Origin of the sequence: Mesorhizobium sp. M1322 (genome assembly GCF_040318085.1) — a bacterium.
Taxonomy (GTDB): Bacteria; Pseudomonadota; Alphaproteobacteria; order Rhizobiales; family Rhizobiaceae; genus Mesorhizobium.
This window is the reverse complement of sequence record NZ_JAMYLP010000014.1, coordinates 15986-33755: the sequence shown is the minus strand read 5'-3', so window position 1 is coordinate 33755 and position 17770 is coordinate 15986. Positions and strand designations below refer to the sequence as shown.

At 59.6% G+C, this 17770-nt stretch carries 15 protein-coding genes, 2 pseudogenes and 1 riboswitch; of the genes and pseudogenes, 5 read left to right on the top strand and 12 right to left on the bottom strand.

Annotated features, from left to right (window positions below; translation table 11 throughout):
* The first annotated feature begins 35 nt into the window (after nt 1-35).
* Complete coding sequence (locus NKH12_RS08075) at nt 36-938, top strand: dihydrodipicolinate synthase family protein (RefSeq protein WP_352952621.1); 903 nt, start codon at nt 36-38, stop codon at nt 936-938.
* 34 nt (nt 939-972) lie between these two features.
* Complete coding sequence (locus NKH12_RS08070) at nt 973-1191, top strand: FMN-binding negative transcriptional regulator (protein ID WP_352480447.1); 219 nt, start codon at nt 973-975, stop codon at nt 1189-1191.
* A 107-nt stretch (nt 1192-1298) separates the two neighbouring features.
* Here the strand turns inward: NKH12_RS08070 and metE are convergent, their stop codons facing one another.
* Nucleotides 1299-3635 (bottom strand): 5-methyltetrahydropteroyltriglutamate--homocysteine S-methyltransferase, encoded by a 2337-nt coding sequence (gene metE, locus NKH12_RS08065; RefSeq protein WP_352952653.1) that lies wholly within the window; start codon nt 3633-3635, stop codon nt 1299-1301.
* Nucleotides 3636-3730: 95 nt separating this feature from the next.
* A riboswitch (cobalamin riboswitch) is annotated at nt 3731-3931 on the bottom strand.
* 673 nt (nt 3932-4604) lie between these two features.
* Between metE and NKH12_RS08060 the strand changes: the two genes are divergently transcribed.
* Entirely contained in the window at nt 4605-4736 is a 132-nt protein-coding gene (locus tag NKH12_RS08060) for a hypothetical protein (protein WP_023679681.1), read from the top strand.
* A gap of 316 nt (nt 4737-5052) precedes the next feature.
* On the opposite strand, the gene NKH12_RS08055 is transcribed toward NKH12_RS08060, so the two are convergent.
* Entirely contained in the window at nt 5053-5886 is an 834-nt protein-coding gene (locus NKH12_RS08055; RefSeq protein ID WP_352515945.1) for a helix-turn-helix transcriptional regulator, read from the bottom strand.
* A 212-nt stretch (nt 5887-6098) separates the two neighbouring features.
* Nucleotides 6099-7419 (bottom strand): annotated as a pseudogene (locus tag NKH12_RS08050) (MFS transporter); the annotation flags it as partial.
* A gap of 288 nt (nt 7420-7707) precedes the next feature.
* Between NKH12_RS08050 and NKH12_RS08045 the strand changes: the two are divergent.
* Entirely contained in the window at nt 7708-8382 is a 675-nt protein-coding gene (locus NKH12_RS08045; RefSeq protein WP_352952620.1) for a transposase, read from the top strand.
* 32 nt (nt 8383-8414) lie between these two features.
* On the opposite strand, the gene NKH12_RS08040 is transcribed toward NKH12_RS08045, so the two are convergent.
* The 8 genes and pseudogenes from NKH12_RS08040 to NKH12_RS08005 form a co-directional block, all read right to left on the bottom strand.
* On the bottom strand, nt 8415-9407 hold the full coding sequence (locus NKH12_RS08040; protein WP_352952619.1) for an adenosine kinase: 993 nt from the start codon (nt 9405-9407) through the stop codon (nt 8415-8417).
* A gap of 106 nt (nt 9408-9513) precedes the next feature.
* A complete protein-coding gene (gene metK / locus NKH12_RS08035) occupies nt 9514-10689 on the bottom strand; it encodes a methionine adenosyltransferase (RefSeq protein ID WP_352952618.1) in 1176 nt (391 codons plus the stop codon).
* 54 nt (nt 10690-10743) lie between these two features.
* Nucleotides 10744-11125 (bottom strand): annotated as a pseudogene (glyA, locus tag NKH12_RS08030) (serine hydroxymethyltransferase); the annotation flags it as partial.
* A gap of 1108 nt (nt 11126-12233) precedes the next feature.
* Complete coding sequence (locus NKH12_RS08025; RefSeq protein ID WP_352952617.1) at nt 12234-12401, bottom strand: hypothetical protein; 168 nt, start codon at nt 12399-12401, stop codon at nt 12234-12236.
* A gap of 96 nt (nt 12402-12497) precedes the next feature.
* Entirely contained in the window at nt 12498-13268 is a 771-nt protein-coding gene (locus tag NKH12_RS08020) for a type I restriction enzyme subunit R domain-containing protein (protein WP_352952616.1), read from the bottom strand.
* A gap of 30 nt (nt 13269-13298) precedes the next feature.
* On the bottom strand, nt 13299-14069 hold the full coding sequence (locus NKH12_RS08015; RefSeq protein ID WP_352952652.1) for an N-6 DNA methylase: 771 nt from the start codon (nt 14067-14069) through the stop codon (nt 13299-13301).
* 176 nt (nt 14070-14245) lie between these two features.
* Complete coding sequence (locus NKH12_RS08010; RefSeq protein ID WP_352952615.1) at nt 14246-14956, bottom strand: hypothetical protein; 711 nt, start codon at nt 14954-14956, stop codon at nt 14246-14248.
* A gap of 152 nt (nt 14957-15108) precedes the next feature.
* Nucleotides 15109-15621: a hypothetical protein gene (locus NKH12_RS08005; protein WP_352952614.1), complete on the bottom strand. Its 513-nt coding sequence runs from the start codon at nt 15619-15621 to the stop codon at nt 15109-15111.
* 115 nt (nt 15622-15736) lie between these two features.
* On the opposite strand from NKH12_RS08005, the gene NKH12_RS08000 reads away from it, so the two are divergent.
* The gene (locus NKH12_RS08000) at nt 15737-15958 is read left to right on the top strand and encodes a hypothetical protein (protein WP_352952613.1); all 222 of its coding nucleotides are present in this window, start codon (nt 15737-15739) and stop codon (nt 15956-15958) included.
* Between the two features lie 72 nt (nt 15959-16030).
* Here NKH12_RS08000 and NKH12_RS07995 read toward each other — a convergent pair whose 3' ends face one another.
* Nucleotides 16031-17563 (bottom strand): Fic family protein, encoded by a 1533-nt coding sequence (locus tag NKH12_RS07995; RefSeq protein WP_352952612.1) that lies wholly within the window; start codon nt 17561-17563, stop codon nt 16031-16033.
* Nucleotides 17564-17770: the final 207 nt, after the last annotated feature.

The following is a 17770-nucleotide window of genomic DNA, read 5'->3' as shown; positions in this document are numbered from 1 at the left end:
AGTCCCGCGCTCGCGTACAAACCCGGAGCCTTGCCATGGCATTCCTGAGCGGCCTTTCCGCGTTTCCCATCACGCCGACCGATCGTGACGGCCGTGCCGATACCGTTGCTCTGCGCAAGCTGATTGCCAGGCTTTGCGCCGCTCAGGTCGACTCCATCGGTCTTCTCGGCAGCACCGGCACCTACATGTATCTGTCGCGCGAGGAACGGCGACGGACGCTCGCCGAGACCTTGGACGAAATCGCGGGGCGAATGCCGCTCCTGGTGGGTGTGGGCGCGCTGCGCACCGATGAAGCAGTGAGGTTCGCGCAGGACGCCAAGGCCCTTGGAGCTGCCGCGGGGCTGCTTGCGGCCGCCTCCTACACCCCGCTCACTGATGACGAGGTGTTCGAACATTTCTCGACGGTGGCGTGCGAGAGCGGCCTGCCGATCGTCGTCTACGACAATCCAGGAACGACGCATTTCCATTTCACCCCAGCACTCGTCAGCCGCCTGGCAAAGGTGGGTGGGATTGTCGCTATCAAGAATCCGACAGACAAGGGCGATGCGATCAAGAGCCATCTGGCCGACCAGAGGCGCACTGTGCCGGAAGGGTTCTCGATCGGCTACAGCGGCGACTGGAACGCTGCAGAGGCCATGATCGCTGGCGCTGACACATGGTACAGCGTCCTCGCGGGCATCCTGCCCGAGGTCTGCACAAAGATCGTCACAGCGGCGCAGCAGGGCGATGCGGCCGAAGCGCGACGGATCGATGCCGCGCTTGCGCCGCTCTGGAGCCTCTTCAAGGAGTTCTCGAGCCTTCGCGTCGTCTATGCACTTGCCGAATTGCTCGACATTTGCCGTGCCGACCCCCCGCGTCCCATCCTGCCTCTGCCCTCAGCAGCGAAGCGCCAGATCGCCGCCGCGTTGGAACGCTTGCCATCGGATGTCAACCGGTGAATAGCGAACCCGGCGGCCAGCGAAGGAACCTGCCATGTATGTACCCGCGCATTTCGATGAACCGAGCCGAGAAGTCCGCTACGAACTGATCGAGAACAGTGCACTTGGCATGCTGATAACCCATGGCCGGAGCGGTCTCGACGCCAATCACATCCCCTTCGAACTCGACACGTCACAGGGAGAAAACGGTACCCTTTACTCCTGCGCGATTAATACACGTGCCGAAGGAAAGTGCACATTCTCGCTCGAGTGACTTATTTCAAAAGATGTGATCGCGTTTTGGCACATTCACGGCCGACATGCGGCAGCCGGTCACTCACCACATGGTGAGCAACCAGGAAACCCTCCGGCCTACACTTTCTACCGGAGCGCACGTGCTGCATCGACCATGTTCATCAGGGCAGGGCGGACCTCCTCCCATTTGCGTGTTTTGAGGCCACAGTCCGGGTTTACCCACAGTTGGGAATCCGACAGTCGCTCGCGGGCAAGCATGACGAGATCCGAAATCTCGCCGACTTCCGGGACGCGTGGTGAGTGAATGTCGTAGACTCCGGGACCGATTTCGTTCGGATATTTGGAGCTCGTGAAGGCGTCCAGCAGTTCCATCTTCGAGCGCGACGTCTCAATCGAAATGACATCCGCATCCATTTCAGCGATCGCGTCGATGATCTCGTTGAACTCCGAGTAGCACATGTGGGTATGGATTTGAGTCGCGTCCTTTACACCCGTTGAAGCGATCCGGAAGCATTCGACAGCCCAGTTGAGATAGTCGTTCCAATCAGACTGGCGCAGTGGCAATCCTTCGCGAAACGCGGCCTCATCGATCTGGATCATCCTTGCGCCGGACCATTCGAGATCCGTCACCTCGTCGCGGATGGCGAGCGCGATCTGGCGGCATGCTTCGGAGCGGGGTACGTCGTCGCGAACAAAAGACCAGTTGAGAATGGTCACCGGGCCTGTGAGCATTCCCTTCACAGGGTTTTCCGTAAGCGACTGGGCGAATTGCCACCAGCGCAGCGTCATCGGCTTGGGCCTCGATACGTCGCCGAAGATGATGGGGGGGCGCACGTAACGCGACCCATAGCTCTGCACCCAGGCATGCTGGGTGAAGGCGAAGCCGGACAGCTGCTCGCCGAAATGCTGTACCATGTCGTTTCGTTCGAACTCACCGTGCACCAGCACGTCCAGCCCGATCTCTTCCTGCCAGCGAATTGCAGCCTCGATCTCCTTCTTCAGGAAGGTCTCGTAGTCGACATAGCTCAGCTGGCCCTTCGCATGAGCGGCCCGCGCCCTGCGTACCTGCGGCGTCTGCGGGAAGGACCCGATGGTCGTCGTCGGGAACGGCGGCAGCCCGAGCGTGCCGGCCTGGACTCTGGAGCGCTCGGCAAAAGCGCTCTCTCGTCGCTTCATGCTGTCGTCAATGCTGGCGATCCGCCCCTCAACCAGCGGGTCATGGATCTTCGTGGATGTCACGCGAGTGGCGGCAGCCTCGGCAGACGCTTTCAACGCGCCTGCCACCGCATCCCTGCCTTGGGACAGGGCCCGGGCAAGCAACACCAACTCGTCGGTCTTCTGGGCCGCGAAGGCGAGCCACGACCTGATCTCCGCGTCGAGTTCCGTCTCCATGCGGAGGTCGATCGGCACATGCAGCATCGAGCAAGAAGGCGCGATCTCGACGCGGTCCAAGGGCCAGCCGGCGACGATCGGTTTGATGCGGTCGAGAATGGCGGGCAGGTTCGCACGCCAGACGTTGCGGCCATCGATCAAGCCAAGCGAGAGCACCAGATCCTTCGGTGCGAGCCGACCCACCGTTTCCAGCTGCTCGGGAGCGCGCACGAGATCAATATGCAGCCCGGCCAGGGGCAGAGAAACCGCGGTTTCGAGATTGTCTCCCAGCGGCCCGAAATAGGTAGCCAGCATGATCTTCAGCTCGGGCGCGGCTTTCGACAGCTGGCCATAGGCGAATTCGAACGCAGCTCGTTCGTTCGGGTTCAGATCGAGGACAAGCGCTGGCTCATCGATCTGCACCCAGTCGGCTCCAGACAGCTTCAGCCTCTGCAGGAGTTGCTCGTAGACGGGCAGCAGCCGCGGCAGCAGCGCGATGGGATCGAATCCTTCGGCAGGCGATTTCGCCAGCTTGAGGAAGGTGATCGGTCCAAGGATGACTGGGCGTGTGTGAACGCCGAGAGCTTTAGCCTCGATGAAGTAGTCGACCGGTTTCGTCGACGAGAGGGCGAACGTCTGATCATCGTTGAGTTCCGGCACAATGTAGTGATAGTTGGTGTCAAACCACTTGGTCATTTCCATCGCGGTTACATCAGACCGATGAGCCGCCTGCTGGTGACCAGCGTGTCGACAATCCTCCGTCTGACCCTGGTTGCCCCGCGCCATTGCGAAGTAGATGTCAAGTGGAACCTCGCCGCTATTCCAGCCGTAACGGGATGGAACGGCGCCGACCATGGCTGCGGTGTCGAGCACATGGTCGTAGAGCGAGAAGTCGTTCGACGGGATTTTCGACACGCCGCGATCGTGCTGCTCCTCCCAGCTAGCGGCACGGAGCGCCTTCGCGGTCGTGAGAAGGTCGGCAGCGGACGATTTTCCGGACCAGTAGCTTTCAAGCGCGAATTTCAGTTCTCGCCGACGACCGAAGCGGGGCACGCCGAGCGTTGCTACAGGAATTTGCTGAGAGACAGTCATGCCAGACCCCGATGGTTGGGGCGTCGGTGACAAGGAAGGCGCTAGCAGGCCGGCACGAACGCCAGGCTGCAGCGGCCACCGAGACACCCCGCCCGTGGACGTAATTCGCCGTGGCAGGTCTCCTGGCTCGCGGGGTCGTAGCCTCTACCCGTCTTCCCAAGGCTATTCGCCTCAGTGACATGAGTGGGGTTGGCTCGCCGCTAACAGTTGCGGGGGCAGCGCCGGCATCGCACCGGCTTCCCTCTTAGCTCCGCTGCGGCAGCGCCGTACGGAGAACCACGACGCGGGAGACAATTACAGCAGTTCGCTTCTTTGTCAACGCCGCATAAAGAAATGTTTATGTCGTTATGTTAAATTTCCGTTGGCATATTCCAAAGGTCGCCTCGAAAGCGAAAACTGTGGAAGCCTTGAGCGGCCGGTAAATCAAAGCAACGACGCACGGCGCCCTTGTCCAGGAGGATAGGAGTCCGTCGGCTGCCGGCAGCAAACATACCGGCAAGCGCCGTGGTGCTGCTAGCGCATCATGCGAACCACCTCGGCGTCGAACTTCGGCTCCGAGGTTCCGACCGCTTCGTTGGTGATCTGCTCGCGACCATATTCGGCTCAATGGCGAGGCTGTTGCCCATGTGGAAGCTGTTGGCCGTGATGCCCTCGGGGATATGACACAACGATTTCGAGGGGAGCACACCGAGGCCAGGCGCAGCGGCGTGTTGCGAAGTGATCGAGGCCAATGTCTCGAACTGCTTGTTCGCAGCCCAGGCTCAAGGTAACCCGGCTCAAACCACCGGGCCAGCTCAAGTCCTGTCCAAATGAGGCCTGAGCGGCAAATCGTCGTGCACGCGCACGGTTTGGCGTTCGATCTTGTGATGCGTCTTGGGCGGACAATCGCCACGGTGCAGCGCGCAGAAGCGGTTCCCCAATGAAGCCGAGGGCGGTGAGGGCAAGCCAGCGCCACGGGCGGAGGGGGACTTGGACCTGTTTGCCCTGCTGGACCACAAGTTCGCGACACAGGGCCTCAAGGAGAAGACCAAGAGTGATTATGCGCGGGACCTCGCCAAATTCATCAAAAGCAGCGGGCAGTCAAAGTTCGGCGCCGATTGACATGGAGATAGCCATCGCGGCGGACCCCCAGGCGGACCGCAAGCCGGAATACAACCGGGTGCAGGCGGCCAAGCTCGTCCACAAGATGGCGTCGGGCACACACCGGCGATGGGAGAGCGGACCGTGGAGTGCAGGAAGTTCACGCCTATCCACGCTCCCGTGGACGTGTCCTGCGGCACATCGGCAGCGATATTGAGGAGGCAGTTGAGCTTCTGGTCGAGCACTCTTACCTGCCACTACCTACGCTTAACGTCATCTCGTATTGAAAACGCACCACGCAAGGTCGAGATGTAACATGCGCCCTTCGTGGATGGTTCTAAGCTTCCTCGGGCGCGGTCAATCTGTGATAACGGTCGCTTGGAACCTCCATCACCGCGACGCGATCAAGGTTGGCGTATCGCGCTCGGTAGTAACCTTCTTCCTCCACTTCGGCGAAACTACACTGGGGAACGTCAAAGGTCGCAGCTTCCAATCCGAAGAAAGTCGTAGCGGTTTCTTCATCCAAGAAGTTCCACTCATCTTCTCCGTCGTCATATGTGACGCGAACATAGGAGGCCATGCGCACGGCTTCCTGATCACCCATCTCTGCGATGATGGCATCGCATTCTTTCTTCAGCTTTCCTGAAACCTCACCCTTATCCCAGTCATCCAAAGCCCGATAGATTTCTGGATGATAATACTCTGGCATCTCCTCTACATCGTCACCGATAAGCTCAATGGTGCGGACATATTGCGGATTTATCAAGAGTATTTTGTTGTCAAGGCTCCAACAATACAGCCATGGCCTGCTTGTGTTATTTCTACGAAGATTATGAAGTTCCTTCAACTGACGTAAAATCGATTCACGCGCCTTTTCATCGATAGGATATTGGCGGCTGCCAACAGTCGTCTTGATTCTGAGCGTGCCGTATCGCGTTTCGGCATCGGCAATTGCAAACGGGCTCGTGCGCCACTCCTCGACATCAATCTTCCAGCCCAGCAGCTCCTCGACCGTGCATTTCAACGTGAGACAAAGGTCCTTGATCTGCTCGACGTTCAACTGCGTTTTGCCTGTTTCCCAACGGGCCACAGTCTGTTGCGTCGTTGCCATCTGCTCTGCCAAATCTTTTTGAGTCATGCCCAGTCGAACCCTAAGCTCTTTCATGTTCATAACTCACCTCGCGTGTTCAACACACGCATTGTGGATGAATTAATCTAACACGTCAAGCGTGTTCAAAAATCGCAGCATGTGTTTTTAGGGCGTCTTCGAGGCTCCGGCAGCCGTTCGTGACCACTTGCGCAAGACACAGGGCTGGTACACAGCACGAATGGGCGATCAAAAATTACTGCTGAAATTCAGATAATTATTGTGGGCGAGTCTGGATCTCTCTGATCGACACGATAGTCGACCATCACCATGATCGGACCGCTTCGTGGCCGCAGGTCAAGTTGCAGCGTCGGTTCGCTGAACTTGTTGGTCGGAATCCAGATTGAGCGTTTCAAAATCCGGCTGACGCAGAAGGATGCCCATCAGTCCCCCAATCACAAGAACCAGCTGGCGGACGAGCAAGGCTCCCGAAACACCTTGGACATCCGCCAGTTCGCCCCAAAGCCAGCTTCCCGCCGCCATGCCGCCGTATGTGGCCGTCTGATAGAGAGAGGGCGCGTCCAACCACCCACCGCGGCGCCGAAAGCTGCACTGTGACGTTAAACAGCGAGAATGATTGAATCCAGGCCGCACCGGCTGGCATGAGGTTGAGACAGCTCAGCCCAACGTGCTCGCTCCATGCCCGAAAGAAGCAGCTGATCGCCAATACAAAGAATGCACCGCGAATGACCCATTCGTTGGAGAGAACTTCTCGGACCCGCCCGATGAGGAGCGCGCCGCAAATCGCTCCCAGGCCGAAGAAGCCGAGCATCACGCCGTAGGTGACTGCGGTCCCTTTGATCTGTTCGCGAGCGACCAACGGCAGGAGAGCCAAAATAACAACGGCGGTGAGGCCGAAAATGAAACTCCGGCACATCACCTTGAGAAGGTTCGGCGACAAGAGCACGTAACGGAAGCCCGCCGCCATCGCACTGCCGAAAGCCTCCCGCGGCAGCGCTTGTCGTGCCCGTTCGGCTTTTCCATCGCAACAGCGCAGCGATCAGAGCGAAGTAGCAAAGGACGTTGAAGAGGAACGCGAAGGCCGCACCGGCTGTGGCCACGATTATGCCGCCAATCGCCGGCCCGATGCTGCGCATGAGATTGTAGCTCATGCCGTTGAGCGCAACCCCGCTTGGCAGGTGTTCGCGAGGCAGGATATCTCCCATGGAGGCTTGCCAAGAGGGATCGTGCAATGCCCAACCACAGCCGATTAGGAAGGTGAGACCCAGAAGGGTCCAGGGTGTCATTCCCCGCATAGGTCAGGAACGCCAGGAAGGCGGATACGCAGACCATCAGCAGTTGCGCAGTCAACATGATCCGGCGACGGTCAAACTTGTCCGCGAGCGCTCCCGCCGCGAGCGAGAAGATCATGTAGGGGAGGGTGGTCGATGACTGGACGAGCGCCACCATTCCATGGGAGGTGGCGATGCTCGTCATCAGCCAAGCTGCCGCCGCACCTTCCACTAGGGTGCCAAGGTTCGAAATGAGTGCAGCCGACCATAGCGAACGGAAGGTCTTGTGCTCAAAAGGAACGAGTGAAGATGTTCTCTTCGCCATTGTGGGAAGCCTCGGGATTGACCGCGGGGCTGGATTTGTTTCGCCTCACTCAACCATGGCCTCGCCGTACAAGCCAAGCTGCCACAGTGCGCGCCTGCTAACCCAGAAAACTTGGCGGCCTTACAGGCATGCGCAGGACGCGCGAAGCCGCTCAAATCCCCCAGATGGGTCAGCCATCGAAGACCGGCATCACTTGCCTGTTGAGCGGCTATACGATAATGCTCCGCGCTAAGCAGGAAGCGCCAAAAATTCGAGCGGCGACTTCATTCTCCTATTCAGGAAGGAACTATGAGGCGGCAGACGCGACCATTCACCGTGGAAGTCAAACAAAAGCGCAATTATCAAAAATCCGCACGTTCCATCTGGGGCAATTTCGACATCGCCGCGGCGATGGCCGAGACAACAAAGGAAGTCGAGCCGTTAAATCGTCAGCTTGTTGACTCTACTGTAGTGGTCCTTGATGCTGAACCTTTGCACGAACCGCGAGTGGAGCATTTCATGGCCAATCCTCTGGAAACCGAGTCAGCAGTAGTTAGCGAACCGGCAGACAAAACGGAAACGCCAAAACCGAAGGCGAGAGCGCGGCGGTCGAGGAAGCCAGAAGCTGAGGCGAGCTCGCCTGCCCGCAAGAACGGCGCCAAGCCGATATCCGCGGCCACTGAAGCACCGCCGTCAGCGCGAACAGGCCGAAAGAGCTACTCCGCGAAGGATCGTGCCCAGAAGCTGGCGCAGATCGAGACCTCGATCGGCGGCGGCGCTACTCTCAAGAGTGCGGTGAAGCAAGCCGGCATCTCGGAACAGACATATTATCTTTGGAAGAAGGCGGCGGCGCCGGCGGCGGACAGTGACGGGCTGAAGGATCTCGTCGCGCTCGAGGAAGAAAACAAGCGGCTAAAGAGCCTGCTTGCCGATCGTCTCCGCAACGAGAATGCGGAACTGAAGAAAAGGCTCGGGCTGGATTAAGAAGGGTGCGCAGCTGGTTCTTGGCTCCCCACCTACAGCAATACCGCCTGCTCCGCCTCGCGACGCAAATTCTGCCTTGGCCTTGGGCCGATCTGCTGGATGACCAGTCCGGCCGCCAGCGAGCCGAAATCGCCGCAATCCTTGAGGCTGCGGCCTTGCGTGTAGCCGTAGAGGAAGCCGGCAGCGTAGAGGTCGCCGGCGCCGGTGGTGTCGACCAGCTCCCGGATCTTGGTCGCCTCGATGGTGACCGTCTCGTCGCCGCGCACGATCACCGAGCCCCTTTCCGAGCGGGTGACGGCGGCGATCTTGCAATCCCTGCGGATCTGCGCCAGCGCCTCGTCGAAGGCCGCGGTCTGGTAGAGCGACTTGATCTCGTCGCTGTTGGCAAAGACGATGTCGACGGTGCCGGAGCGCATTAGATCGAGGAATTCGTCGCGGTGGCGGTCGACGCAGAACGAATCCGACAATGTCATCGACACTTCGCGCCCGGCGGCATGGGCGAGCTTCGCCGTCTGCCGGATCGCCTCCTTGGCGCGCGGCGGGTCCCACAGATAGCCCTCGAAATAGGTGACCGCCGCGCCAGAGGCCTTGTCGGCCTCGACGTCCTCCGGGCCGAGTTCGATGCAGGCGCCGAGATAGGTGTTCATCGAGCGCTCGCCGTCCGGCGTGACGAAGATCATCGAGCGCGCCGTCGGTGGTTCGCCGTCGAGCGGTTTTGTGTCGAAGGCGACGCCCTGCGCGTGGATGTCGTGCGCGTAGATTTCGCCGAGCGCGTCGTTGGAGACTTTGCCGAAGAAGGCGGCGCGACCACCGAAGGAGGCCACGCCCGCCGCCGTGTTGCCGGCGCTGCCGCCCGAGGCTTCGATCGCCGGGCCCATGCGGCTGTAGAGCAGTTCGGCGCGCCTCGTATCGATCAGGTTCATTGCGCCCTTGATGATGCCGTTCGTCTCCAGGAACGCCTCGTCGCACTCGGCGATGATGTCGACGATGGCATTCCCGATACAAAGCACGTCATAGTCCGGCATCAATGATGTCTCCCAAAAGCCCACCGGCTTTCAGGCATGCCGGCCGCGGGCGGGTCTGGCCAGTGGGAATGGGCTTTCCGATTGCCAATCCGTTCGGCGCCAGCCCTCACGGGGCGGCAAGTCCTGCCTCCCGACGCAATTCGTCGGCCCTGTCTGTCTTCTCCCAGGTGAAATCAGGCTCTTCACGGCCGAAATGGCCATAGGTCGCGGTGTTGCGGTATATAGGGCGTAAGAGATCAAGCATCTTGATAATGCCCTTCGGTCTGAGATCGAACAACTCAAGAATGAGGCGCTCGATCCTTCTTTCCTCAACCCTCGCTGTCCCGAACGTGTTGACCATGACAGAAACCGGACTGGCCACGCCGATTGCGTAAGCAAGCTGCACCTCGCAGACGTCCGCAAGTCCGCTAGCGACGATATTCTTTGCGACATACCGGGCCGCATAGGCAGCTGAGCGGTCAACCTTGGACGGGTCCTTGCCCGAAAAGGCGCCGCCGCCGTGACGACCCATCCCACCATAGGAATCGACGATGATCTTGCGTCCAGTGAGACCGCAGTCGCCGCGCGGCCCGCCGACTACGAACCTCCCCGTCGGGTTGACCAGAATTCTGATGCCTTCCGTCTCCAGGTGGGTCGGCAGGACAGGCTTTATGATTTCCTCAATGACGCCCTCGCGGACCGTCTCTTGCGAGACCTGCTCGTCATGTTGGGTCGATACGACGATGGTATCCAGGGCGACCGGGCGCAACCCCTCATAGCGCACTGAGACTTGGGATTTGATGTCAGGACGCAACCAGCCAAGCTGTCGTGCTTTCCGGACATCTGCCTGTTGTTTCGTCAAGCGATGAGCGAGCTGGATCGGCAAAGGCATCAGAGTATCGGTTTCGCGGCATGCGTAGCCGAACATGAGGCCCTGATCTCCCGCTCCCTGTTGGAGGTCCTGCCCTCGTCCCTCGTCAACGCCCTGGCTGATGTCGGGCGACTGCTCGGTGAGTGCATGAACGACGGAGCAACGCCGGCCGTCAAAGCCGACGGCCTCGTCGTCGTATCCAATATCGAGAATCGTATCGCGCGCAACTTGGCTATAATCCACCTGCGCATCGCTGGTAATCTCGCCAGCCAGAACGACCATCCCTGATTTTACCAACGCTTCACAGGCGACGCGCGCCTTGGGGTCGGTGCGGAGGATGGCATCGAGGATGGCATCCGAGATGTTGTCGGCCAACTTATCCGGGTGTCCCGCGCCAACCGATTCGGAAGAGAACACGAACTGCCTAGCCATGAAATGCCTCGCTTCGGGTGTTGGAGTTGTATGGGGCATTTTGCTTAGCCCACCTTACCTGTCGGTGAGGCCCGGGACCTCGAACGCAGCGCACAGGTCGGCAACGTCTCTTCGCAAGCAGGCATGGAGATCTTCGTCTTCTGGCTCGCCGGAGGACGGAGTCCATGAAGCCAGCAATTTGCACGGTTTCCACATCGCGCAAGCCCATTGACGTCACTGCTGGCGCCCGCAGGCGAATTCCGCTTGTGACCTCAGGATGGCGCGGGTCCCCCGGCACCATATTAAAGTTCGTAATGATGCCTGCCTTCGCTAACCGCTCGGCATAGGCCTTGCCTGATAGTGGTCGATCGCGAAGATCAAGGATCAGCATGTGATTGTCAGTGCCCCCGGTGACCAGGTCATAACCTCGGTCCAGAAGCGCGTGGGCCAGAGGCCGCCAAGCGAGACCGTCCGCAAGTGTCGGGCGGCGCGATGGCGCCGTCGGCGGAGTTGTCCATGGTGGTTTCGCGCTCCAATTGGATCTATTTCACGGTCAAGCATGCGATCCCCTTTGACGGCGCGTCTTGTGTCGCTTCGAGCCGTTGAAGGTCTCGTTTGTGATAGTCATCGCCGTGGGGCAGGAGATCAACCAACAACTGAACCAGCCCGCCGTCCTTACCTGCTGCTTTGAGATGGTACGAGCACCACGGGCGTTGTTCGTTGCAGTAAAGAAAGTCGGCTCTGGCCAGTAGCCGGACGTGTCGTACAACGTGCTCACGACGCAGACCCAGAATCTCCGCTAGCTGGCAGACAGTTAGGTCCGCGTGCGCGCAAAGACCTAGGATTCGAAGGCGATCTAAATGCGCTGCCGTCCGTAGGCGACTGACCAGTGTCAGCATTGGTCAGGACCAAGCCACTTGGAAAGCCTGGGCACTCGTCCTACTGAATTTGTCATTTCGCGTTCTCCACAGATGTTGCGGCTTTCGAACCAAATTATATGGTTGATTGTCCACCGACCGGACAATGTCGGTGGCCGTGAAGATACTGTTTTGAGCCGATATGGCTGTGTCGAACAAACAAGATGGGCGCTCTTCTTGCCATTGCCTTTAGCCGAAATTGCACGCAGTTCGGCGGGTCGGAGAATAAGCGGCGCCACGGTTTGGACCCCACTGACCTCAGACGTTGCAATAAGCCTACCATTCACAGCGAACCGGAGTTGCTAAGAGTCAATGAATTTCCTTGAAGGATCTGTTGCAACGTTTGCCCGGCCCGCTCGTGCTCCCGGTTTGCAGCGGTCAATCTCGAGCAGACTGACCGTGATGCAAAGATGACAAAGAAGGTTGCCTTTCAATCCGATCTTCTTCCGGCGCCAAGGGATACGGCCTGTCCCCTTGTAGTAAAGCGTAGTGAGAAGATTCCTTGTGCGGTCAGCTAGATCCTGGATTTTACGCTCGCTGGACTGCTTGATTTTGCGGGGAATGGTGACCCTATTCGTCCAGCACGTCCTCCCAAACGAGCTGAGCTCAAGGAGGCTCATGCCGTCGAATGGTGAGATTTTGCGGGGCTCATCGGCTTTGAAATGTGTCGATCAAGTGCCGCATATCAGCCTCGTAGGCCTTCAGATCGAGGCTTTCGTTGCTGCCCAGACGCACAGTGTCCCGCGCATTCAGGTAATGCTCGACCTGTTTCTTGATGCGGGCAACGTGGGCGTTGTTGTAGCCTGCGGCATCCATTTCATCCGCGATATTAGCATACGCCCGCAGCAGCCCTGCGGTTGCCTTGTACAGGGCCGCGCGCTGAGGTTCGCGCTCTTTAAGGTCTGACGCGATTTAGGTGTTGCCGCAGAAGAAGTGGATGTATTCCAGTTCTCCTTTCGGCGGCTCCACACGCTCGCAAAGCAGGAAAATGCGTTCCAGGGCTTGATCGAGACGTTCTTTTCCTTTTTTCAGACGGTCCTTGAGCAGCACATCCGGAGCCGGCCCGTCGTCGGAATGATCAAGTTCCGACGTATAGACCGCGATCGCATTCTCAACCTTCTTGAACAGGCCCTTGTAGGCGACGATATAGCCGAAATCCTTGTCCTCGCCGTCAAGCCGATTGGTCCGGCAAATCGCTTGGAACAGGCCGTGGTCCTGTATAGACTTGTCTATGTAGACATAGGTGCAGGGTGGCGCATCGAAACCTGTGAGCAGCTTGTCGACGACAACCAGCAGCTTCATGTTCGCCGGCTCCTTGGTGAAAAGAGCCTTGGCCGCTTCCTCGTACACCTCGGTTTTGGACAAACCGCCCTTGGCCTCAACGCCCTTCAGCAACTCGGTGTAGGTGTTGTAAATGACCTGCCGGTCGGTATCGGTGTTGGCGCCCGTCTCTTCCTTTGTGATGTCCTGCGCATTCGGATTGTACGATGTGATCAGGGGCGCACTTATTGCGGAACGGGGTTTTTTTGAAAAAGCTCGAAGTACTTGCAGGCTTCGTAGATGCTGGAGGCCACGAGAATTGCGTTGCCGCGTTCGCTTGACAGGCGGGGCTTCACGCTGAAATCGAAAACGATGTCGCTGACGACACGATCCATGCGGGATCGCGAGCTGAGCACGTTGCATCGTGCCCCATTTCTTTTTTAGCTCATCCCTTTACCAGTCATTCAGGGCCTCGGTTTTGGCATCGAACCACTGATCAATTTTGTCCTCTGAACCCAGGCGCTGGTCGATATCGCGTGCTTCATAAACGAGGTCGAGAACGACTTCGTCCTCCACCGCCTCGCTGAATTTGTAGGTGTGGATGATGTATCCCTTGCGCACAAGGTTGCGCCGGAGTTCGGCTTCGGCGTTGCCGCGGAAGAGAACGCCGTGCGGCAGAATGCAGGCGCCCTTACCGGCGCTCTTCAGCGACCGGACGATGTGTAGCAGGTAGGCGTAATCGCCCTGCTTGGCGGGCGGTACGCCGAAACGACTTAAAGCGATCAGCTCATCATGAAGCGGGTCAAGCCCGGTGCTCCAGCGCTTGTCGCTGAAGGGCGGATTGGCGACGACGTAATCAAAGGTCTTGAGCGCATCGCCGTCGCGGAATTTGGGATCGGTGAGCGTGTGGCCCTGCATGATCATCGCGGTGGGTGCGTTGTGCAGGATCATGTTCATGCGCGCGAGACCGCTGGTGGCCGAATCCTTCTCCTGCCCGTAGAGCGTGACATTGGTCCCGGCCTCGTCGGCCACGTTCAGCAGCAGCGATCCCGATCCGCAGGTCGGGTCGTAGACGGTGGTGTCGCCGCTGGTCTTGGCGGACCGAATGCCGATGATCTGCGCCATGATGCGGCTGACTTCGGCGGGGGTGTAGAACTGGCCTTTGCTCTTTCCGCTCTCAGTCGCGAAATGGCGCATCAGATATTCGTCTGCATCGCCGAGAATGTCGTCGCCATCGGCGCTCGTTGCTGCCGAACTGGTAACGTCCGGTCATCAGCACATCCGGGGCCATTTCGCCGGGGCATCGCTGCCCCCATATTCTTCCGCGGCCTTGCGGAATAGCCGCCATAACGTCCTTTGGAATATCGCTTCTTTTCATCATCCCCCTCAATCACGTACATTCACTGCAACAGGTACAAGTCGAGCAGCGACCGGGCATACTTTTCGATAAAGCGCCGGGCATGCCTCATCCCGTCTCTGAGTTCCGCTTCGCTAATTTCGTGAGCGCGATGGATGATCCCGTCACGCCGCCCGACCAACGCACTCAGATTGTCGCGGTGGGACAGCCGTTGCGGCGCGTGCAGCACCCCGATCCGTTGCAACGCAGCCTGCAGAGCGCCGAGCGCTTCCCGGGGGCCGAGCGTCTCAGTGTCGTTTTCGCGGAAGGCTGACAGCGCCAAATCTTCCCGCCGCTCAAACAGCCCATAGAGGAACATTTCCACAGCATGCACGGTCGCTATGGCAGCAAGCCGCCGATTATTGGCGCCGCCTTCCAGCTGCAGCTCTTCTGCCTTGCGGAAGAAGTCGCGCGCCATCAGGAGAAAGCCATCGACCTGCGGCAGCATCTCGTTTTGGCGCGCGAGATATTCAAGCACCAAGGCCGCGACAAAATCCTCTGCCCACGGCTCTGCCTGCCAGCCTCCCAGCACGGTCTGACCGGAGACCAGCCAGGCATCTCCAGCCGCCAGCACGTGGGGCACGTCATCGACAAAATCAGACCGGCGAATAGCCTCCGTCGCGAGTGTCGTGGCGATGACCTCGGGATCGTCGTCGCCCGCGTCGCGCGGAAGCGCGCCTGTGTCAGGAATAACTTGTGTGATCAGCCATGACACGGCTTTCCGAATTGCGTCGTGGTAGCGGTCATCGCCAAGCCGCTGAAGGGCGACTGTCGCAAGGGCCGTGGCGCGCAGGCCGGGCCGGGGAACCCCTTCTCTAGTTTCATTCCAGTAGCCCCCACCCTCCTGGCGGCGCACGAGGCGATCAGTCAGGACCGCAATTTCCCGGCGCAGATCGCCGATAGTTTCGGGCTTCGCGAACAGCGCCAGAGTGCGTAGCCGATATCTTCAACCGGGGCGGCGGCTTCTCCCTCGCCAGTGCCGAGCGCGATCATATGCGTTGCGCATTCGGCCAGCGCGCCGTCAAGGCGCCCCGCTTCCGTGGCGCTGCCGTAAAGGTCCAGGAACCACGCCAGCGAATAAGACCAGTCGGCAGGCAAGTCCTGCCCATTGTGATCCCTTGCGACGACGGCCACGACGGCGTTGCGGCCTTCGGGCGTGCGGGGCTCTATCCCAAGGATCGGGTATAATTCGGGTGTCGGCTGCTGAAGGATACGCGCCGGCACGAGCGACAGTGCTTTCTCCAGCGAGGGAGGAAAATCCTCCAGTTCTTCGGCCAGTTCGGCAGCTTCTCTCCTTCGTCCCTCGCGGCGCGCTTCTACATATTCTGCCGCAACCACGGCAACGGTGCGCTGCGCCCCGTTCAGCAGTGCCGGTGGCAATCAGCTCGGCCGGAATGTCACCATCCTTGATAGCCCAGTGCGTACGGTGCTGTTCGAACTGTTGAATGCCCAGCCGGTCCGCAATTCTCAACACCGCTGACCGGTCGAGAAAGGCATGTTCCGGATCGGGCTCGAAGGTGAAGGCCAGTTCGTGTCCGCGCCGAACGATATTGCGTATGCGGCCGTGCCGGACCACGCGCGCGTGCGGGCCTCCCGCCCCGACTTCGTACATCAACAGCGCCGGGATTTCCTCCAGCCGGCGCAATGTTTCAGGGCGCGCGAGGTCGATAGCCTCGGCCTCGGCGCCGCTATATTCCTTGAACCGGTCAATGGTTGACGTGAACGGCGGCGTTTCCCACCACTCGCCGTGGCCCGAGACAAGCAAGTTAAACATAGCACACCACCGACCTCACGCCGCCTTCTCCATAGACCACTTCACCCGTTCGGCGAGAAAGGCGGCGAATGATTTCACATTCATATTGCCGCTCGCCTCCTCCAGCCCTGCGAGGTAGGCCTTCCGGTCATCGACTCTGACGAGTGTCCAGGGGTAACCGCCTGAAGCCAGCATCGCGTTCATGAGGAACCGCGCCATCCGTCCGTTGCCGTCCGGATAGGGGTGCACATAGCCCATAAGCCAATGCCCCAGCACGGCACGCACGGAGGCCTCCTTCTCCGCCTCCAGCAGGTCGAACAGCTCATTCATACCGTCGGCCACCGCTTCGGTACGCGGCGGCACGTGCTGCGAGCCGCGCAGGTACACAGGGTGATTGCGATATCCCGCAAGCGCGCTGGCTTTGAGGATGCCGGCGGTCACTGACGGCGCGAACAGCTCCCGGTACCACTCCCGGTGAGTGTCCCGCGTCAACGCGCCGGCTGGCTTGCCGTTGATGATCGCGGCAACAGAGTCTTTGACCTTCTGGAATGCGAGGTAGTAGCCACGCGCGGCAAGCGCATCCCGGTTCTTGCGGTCCTCTTCATCAATCTCCGGATTCCAGCTCCCCTCGCGCACCCGGTCGATGAGTTCCGGGGTGACGCTGTACCCTTCTATCGACAGCGAATGGTAGGCGTCGCTTTCGTAGATATCCTCGACGAACTTCATATAGGCGTCTTTGTCGGACGGCAGTCCGGGTGCCTTCGGGAATATCTCGATGATGGCTTCGCGCTGCGATTGCCAGATCGCGCGCAGGCGGGCGACCAACGGCGGTACGCCCGCCGCAATAGTTGTCACTCCAATTTGTCCCGCGAACGGATCGGATTCGCGCACGTCATAGCCGGCGGCTTTGAAGGCGGCCACGATTTCATCGGCAAAGGAGTCGCGTCCTACGCGACGGAAGGCCCCCGCAAGCCGTCCCGCCACGGCGGAATGGCCGCCATCAAGCAGCAGGGCCAGAACGGTTGATACGTCGCGCACCGACGCCATGGCGATCTGCATCTCGATAGGGGCGCGCTGGAAGAACGCTTCCGGCACCCGGGTAAGGGCGGCCTCGACAGTGAACACGCGCTGGCCGTTTTTCTCTGTCAGTTCGGCCGGCATCTCCTTGACCTTGAGGTCATAGAGCGAAGTGCCGAACAGCAGGTCGATTTTGTTATTCGTGCCTTTGGGGGTGTTCACCACCACCTGAGGCGGAATAGTGGGCGCTTCCGCGTGCAGAAGCAGCGACTGCTCCGGTGAGAGGAACCAGTCCTTGCCGAACCGGTCATTGCAGTAAAGGGAGCAGAACTCCCAGAAGCTCGCGTACCAAGGGGTGGTGTCTTGCTGCCGTGCCTGCGGGCCGGTCGCCATGAGCCAGCCTTTGATAACATCGCGCAGGAACCCGTTCTGCAGCAGCCGCTCCCGGTGGACGCGGGTCAGCTCATCTGATTTGAATATGCGCCGCCCACCCTCCTGCAGCTCTTTGAGGACGGCCAGTGATACAGAGAGTTTTTCATGGGGCTTGGCCATGGCCGTGCCTTTGCAAGTTTTTAGAGCTGTGCGATTACAAGTATATAGTGCTGATAGGTGACAAGTCAATGATGCTGTGGAGTTGCAAGTTTTTTTAGTCGTGCGATAACAAGTTTTTTATGCGATAATCGGCAAATGCGATCGTTTCCATAGCCGCGCGAAGGATCGTTACCCGGATGGGCCGAGACCCAGCTCCCCCGCAGGCTA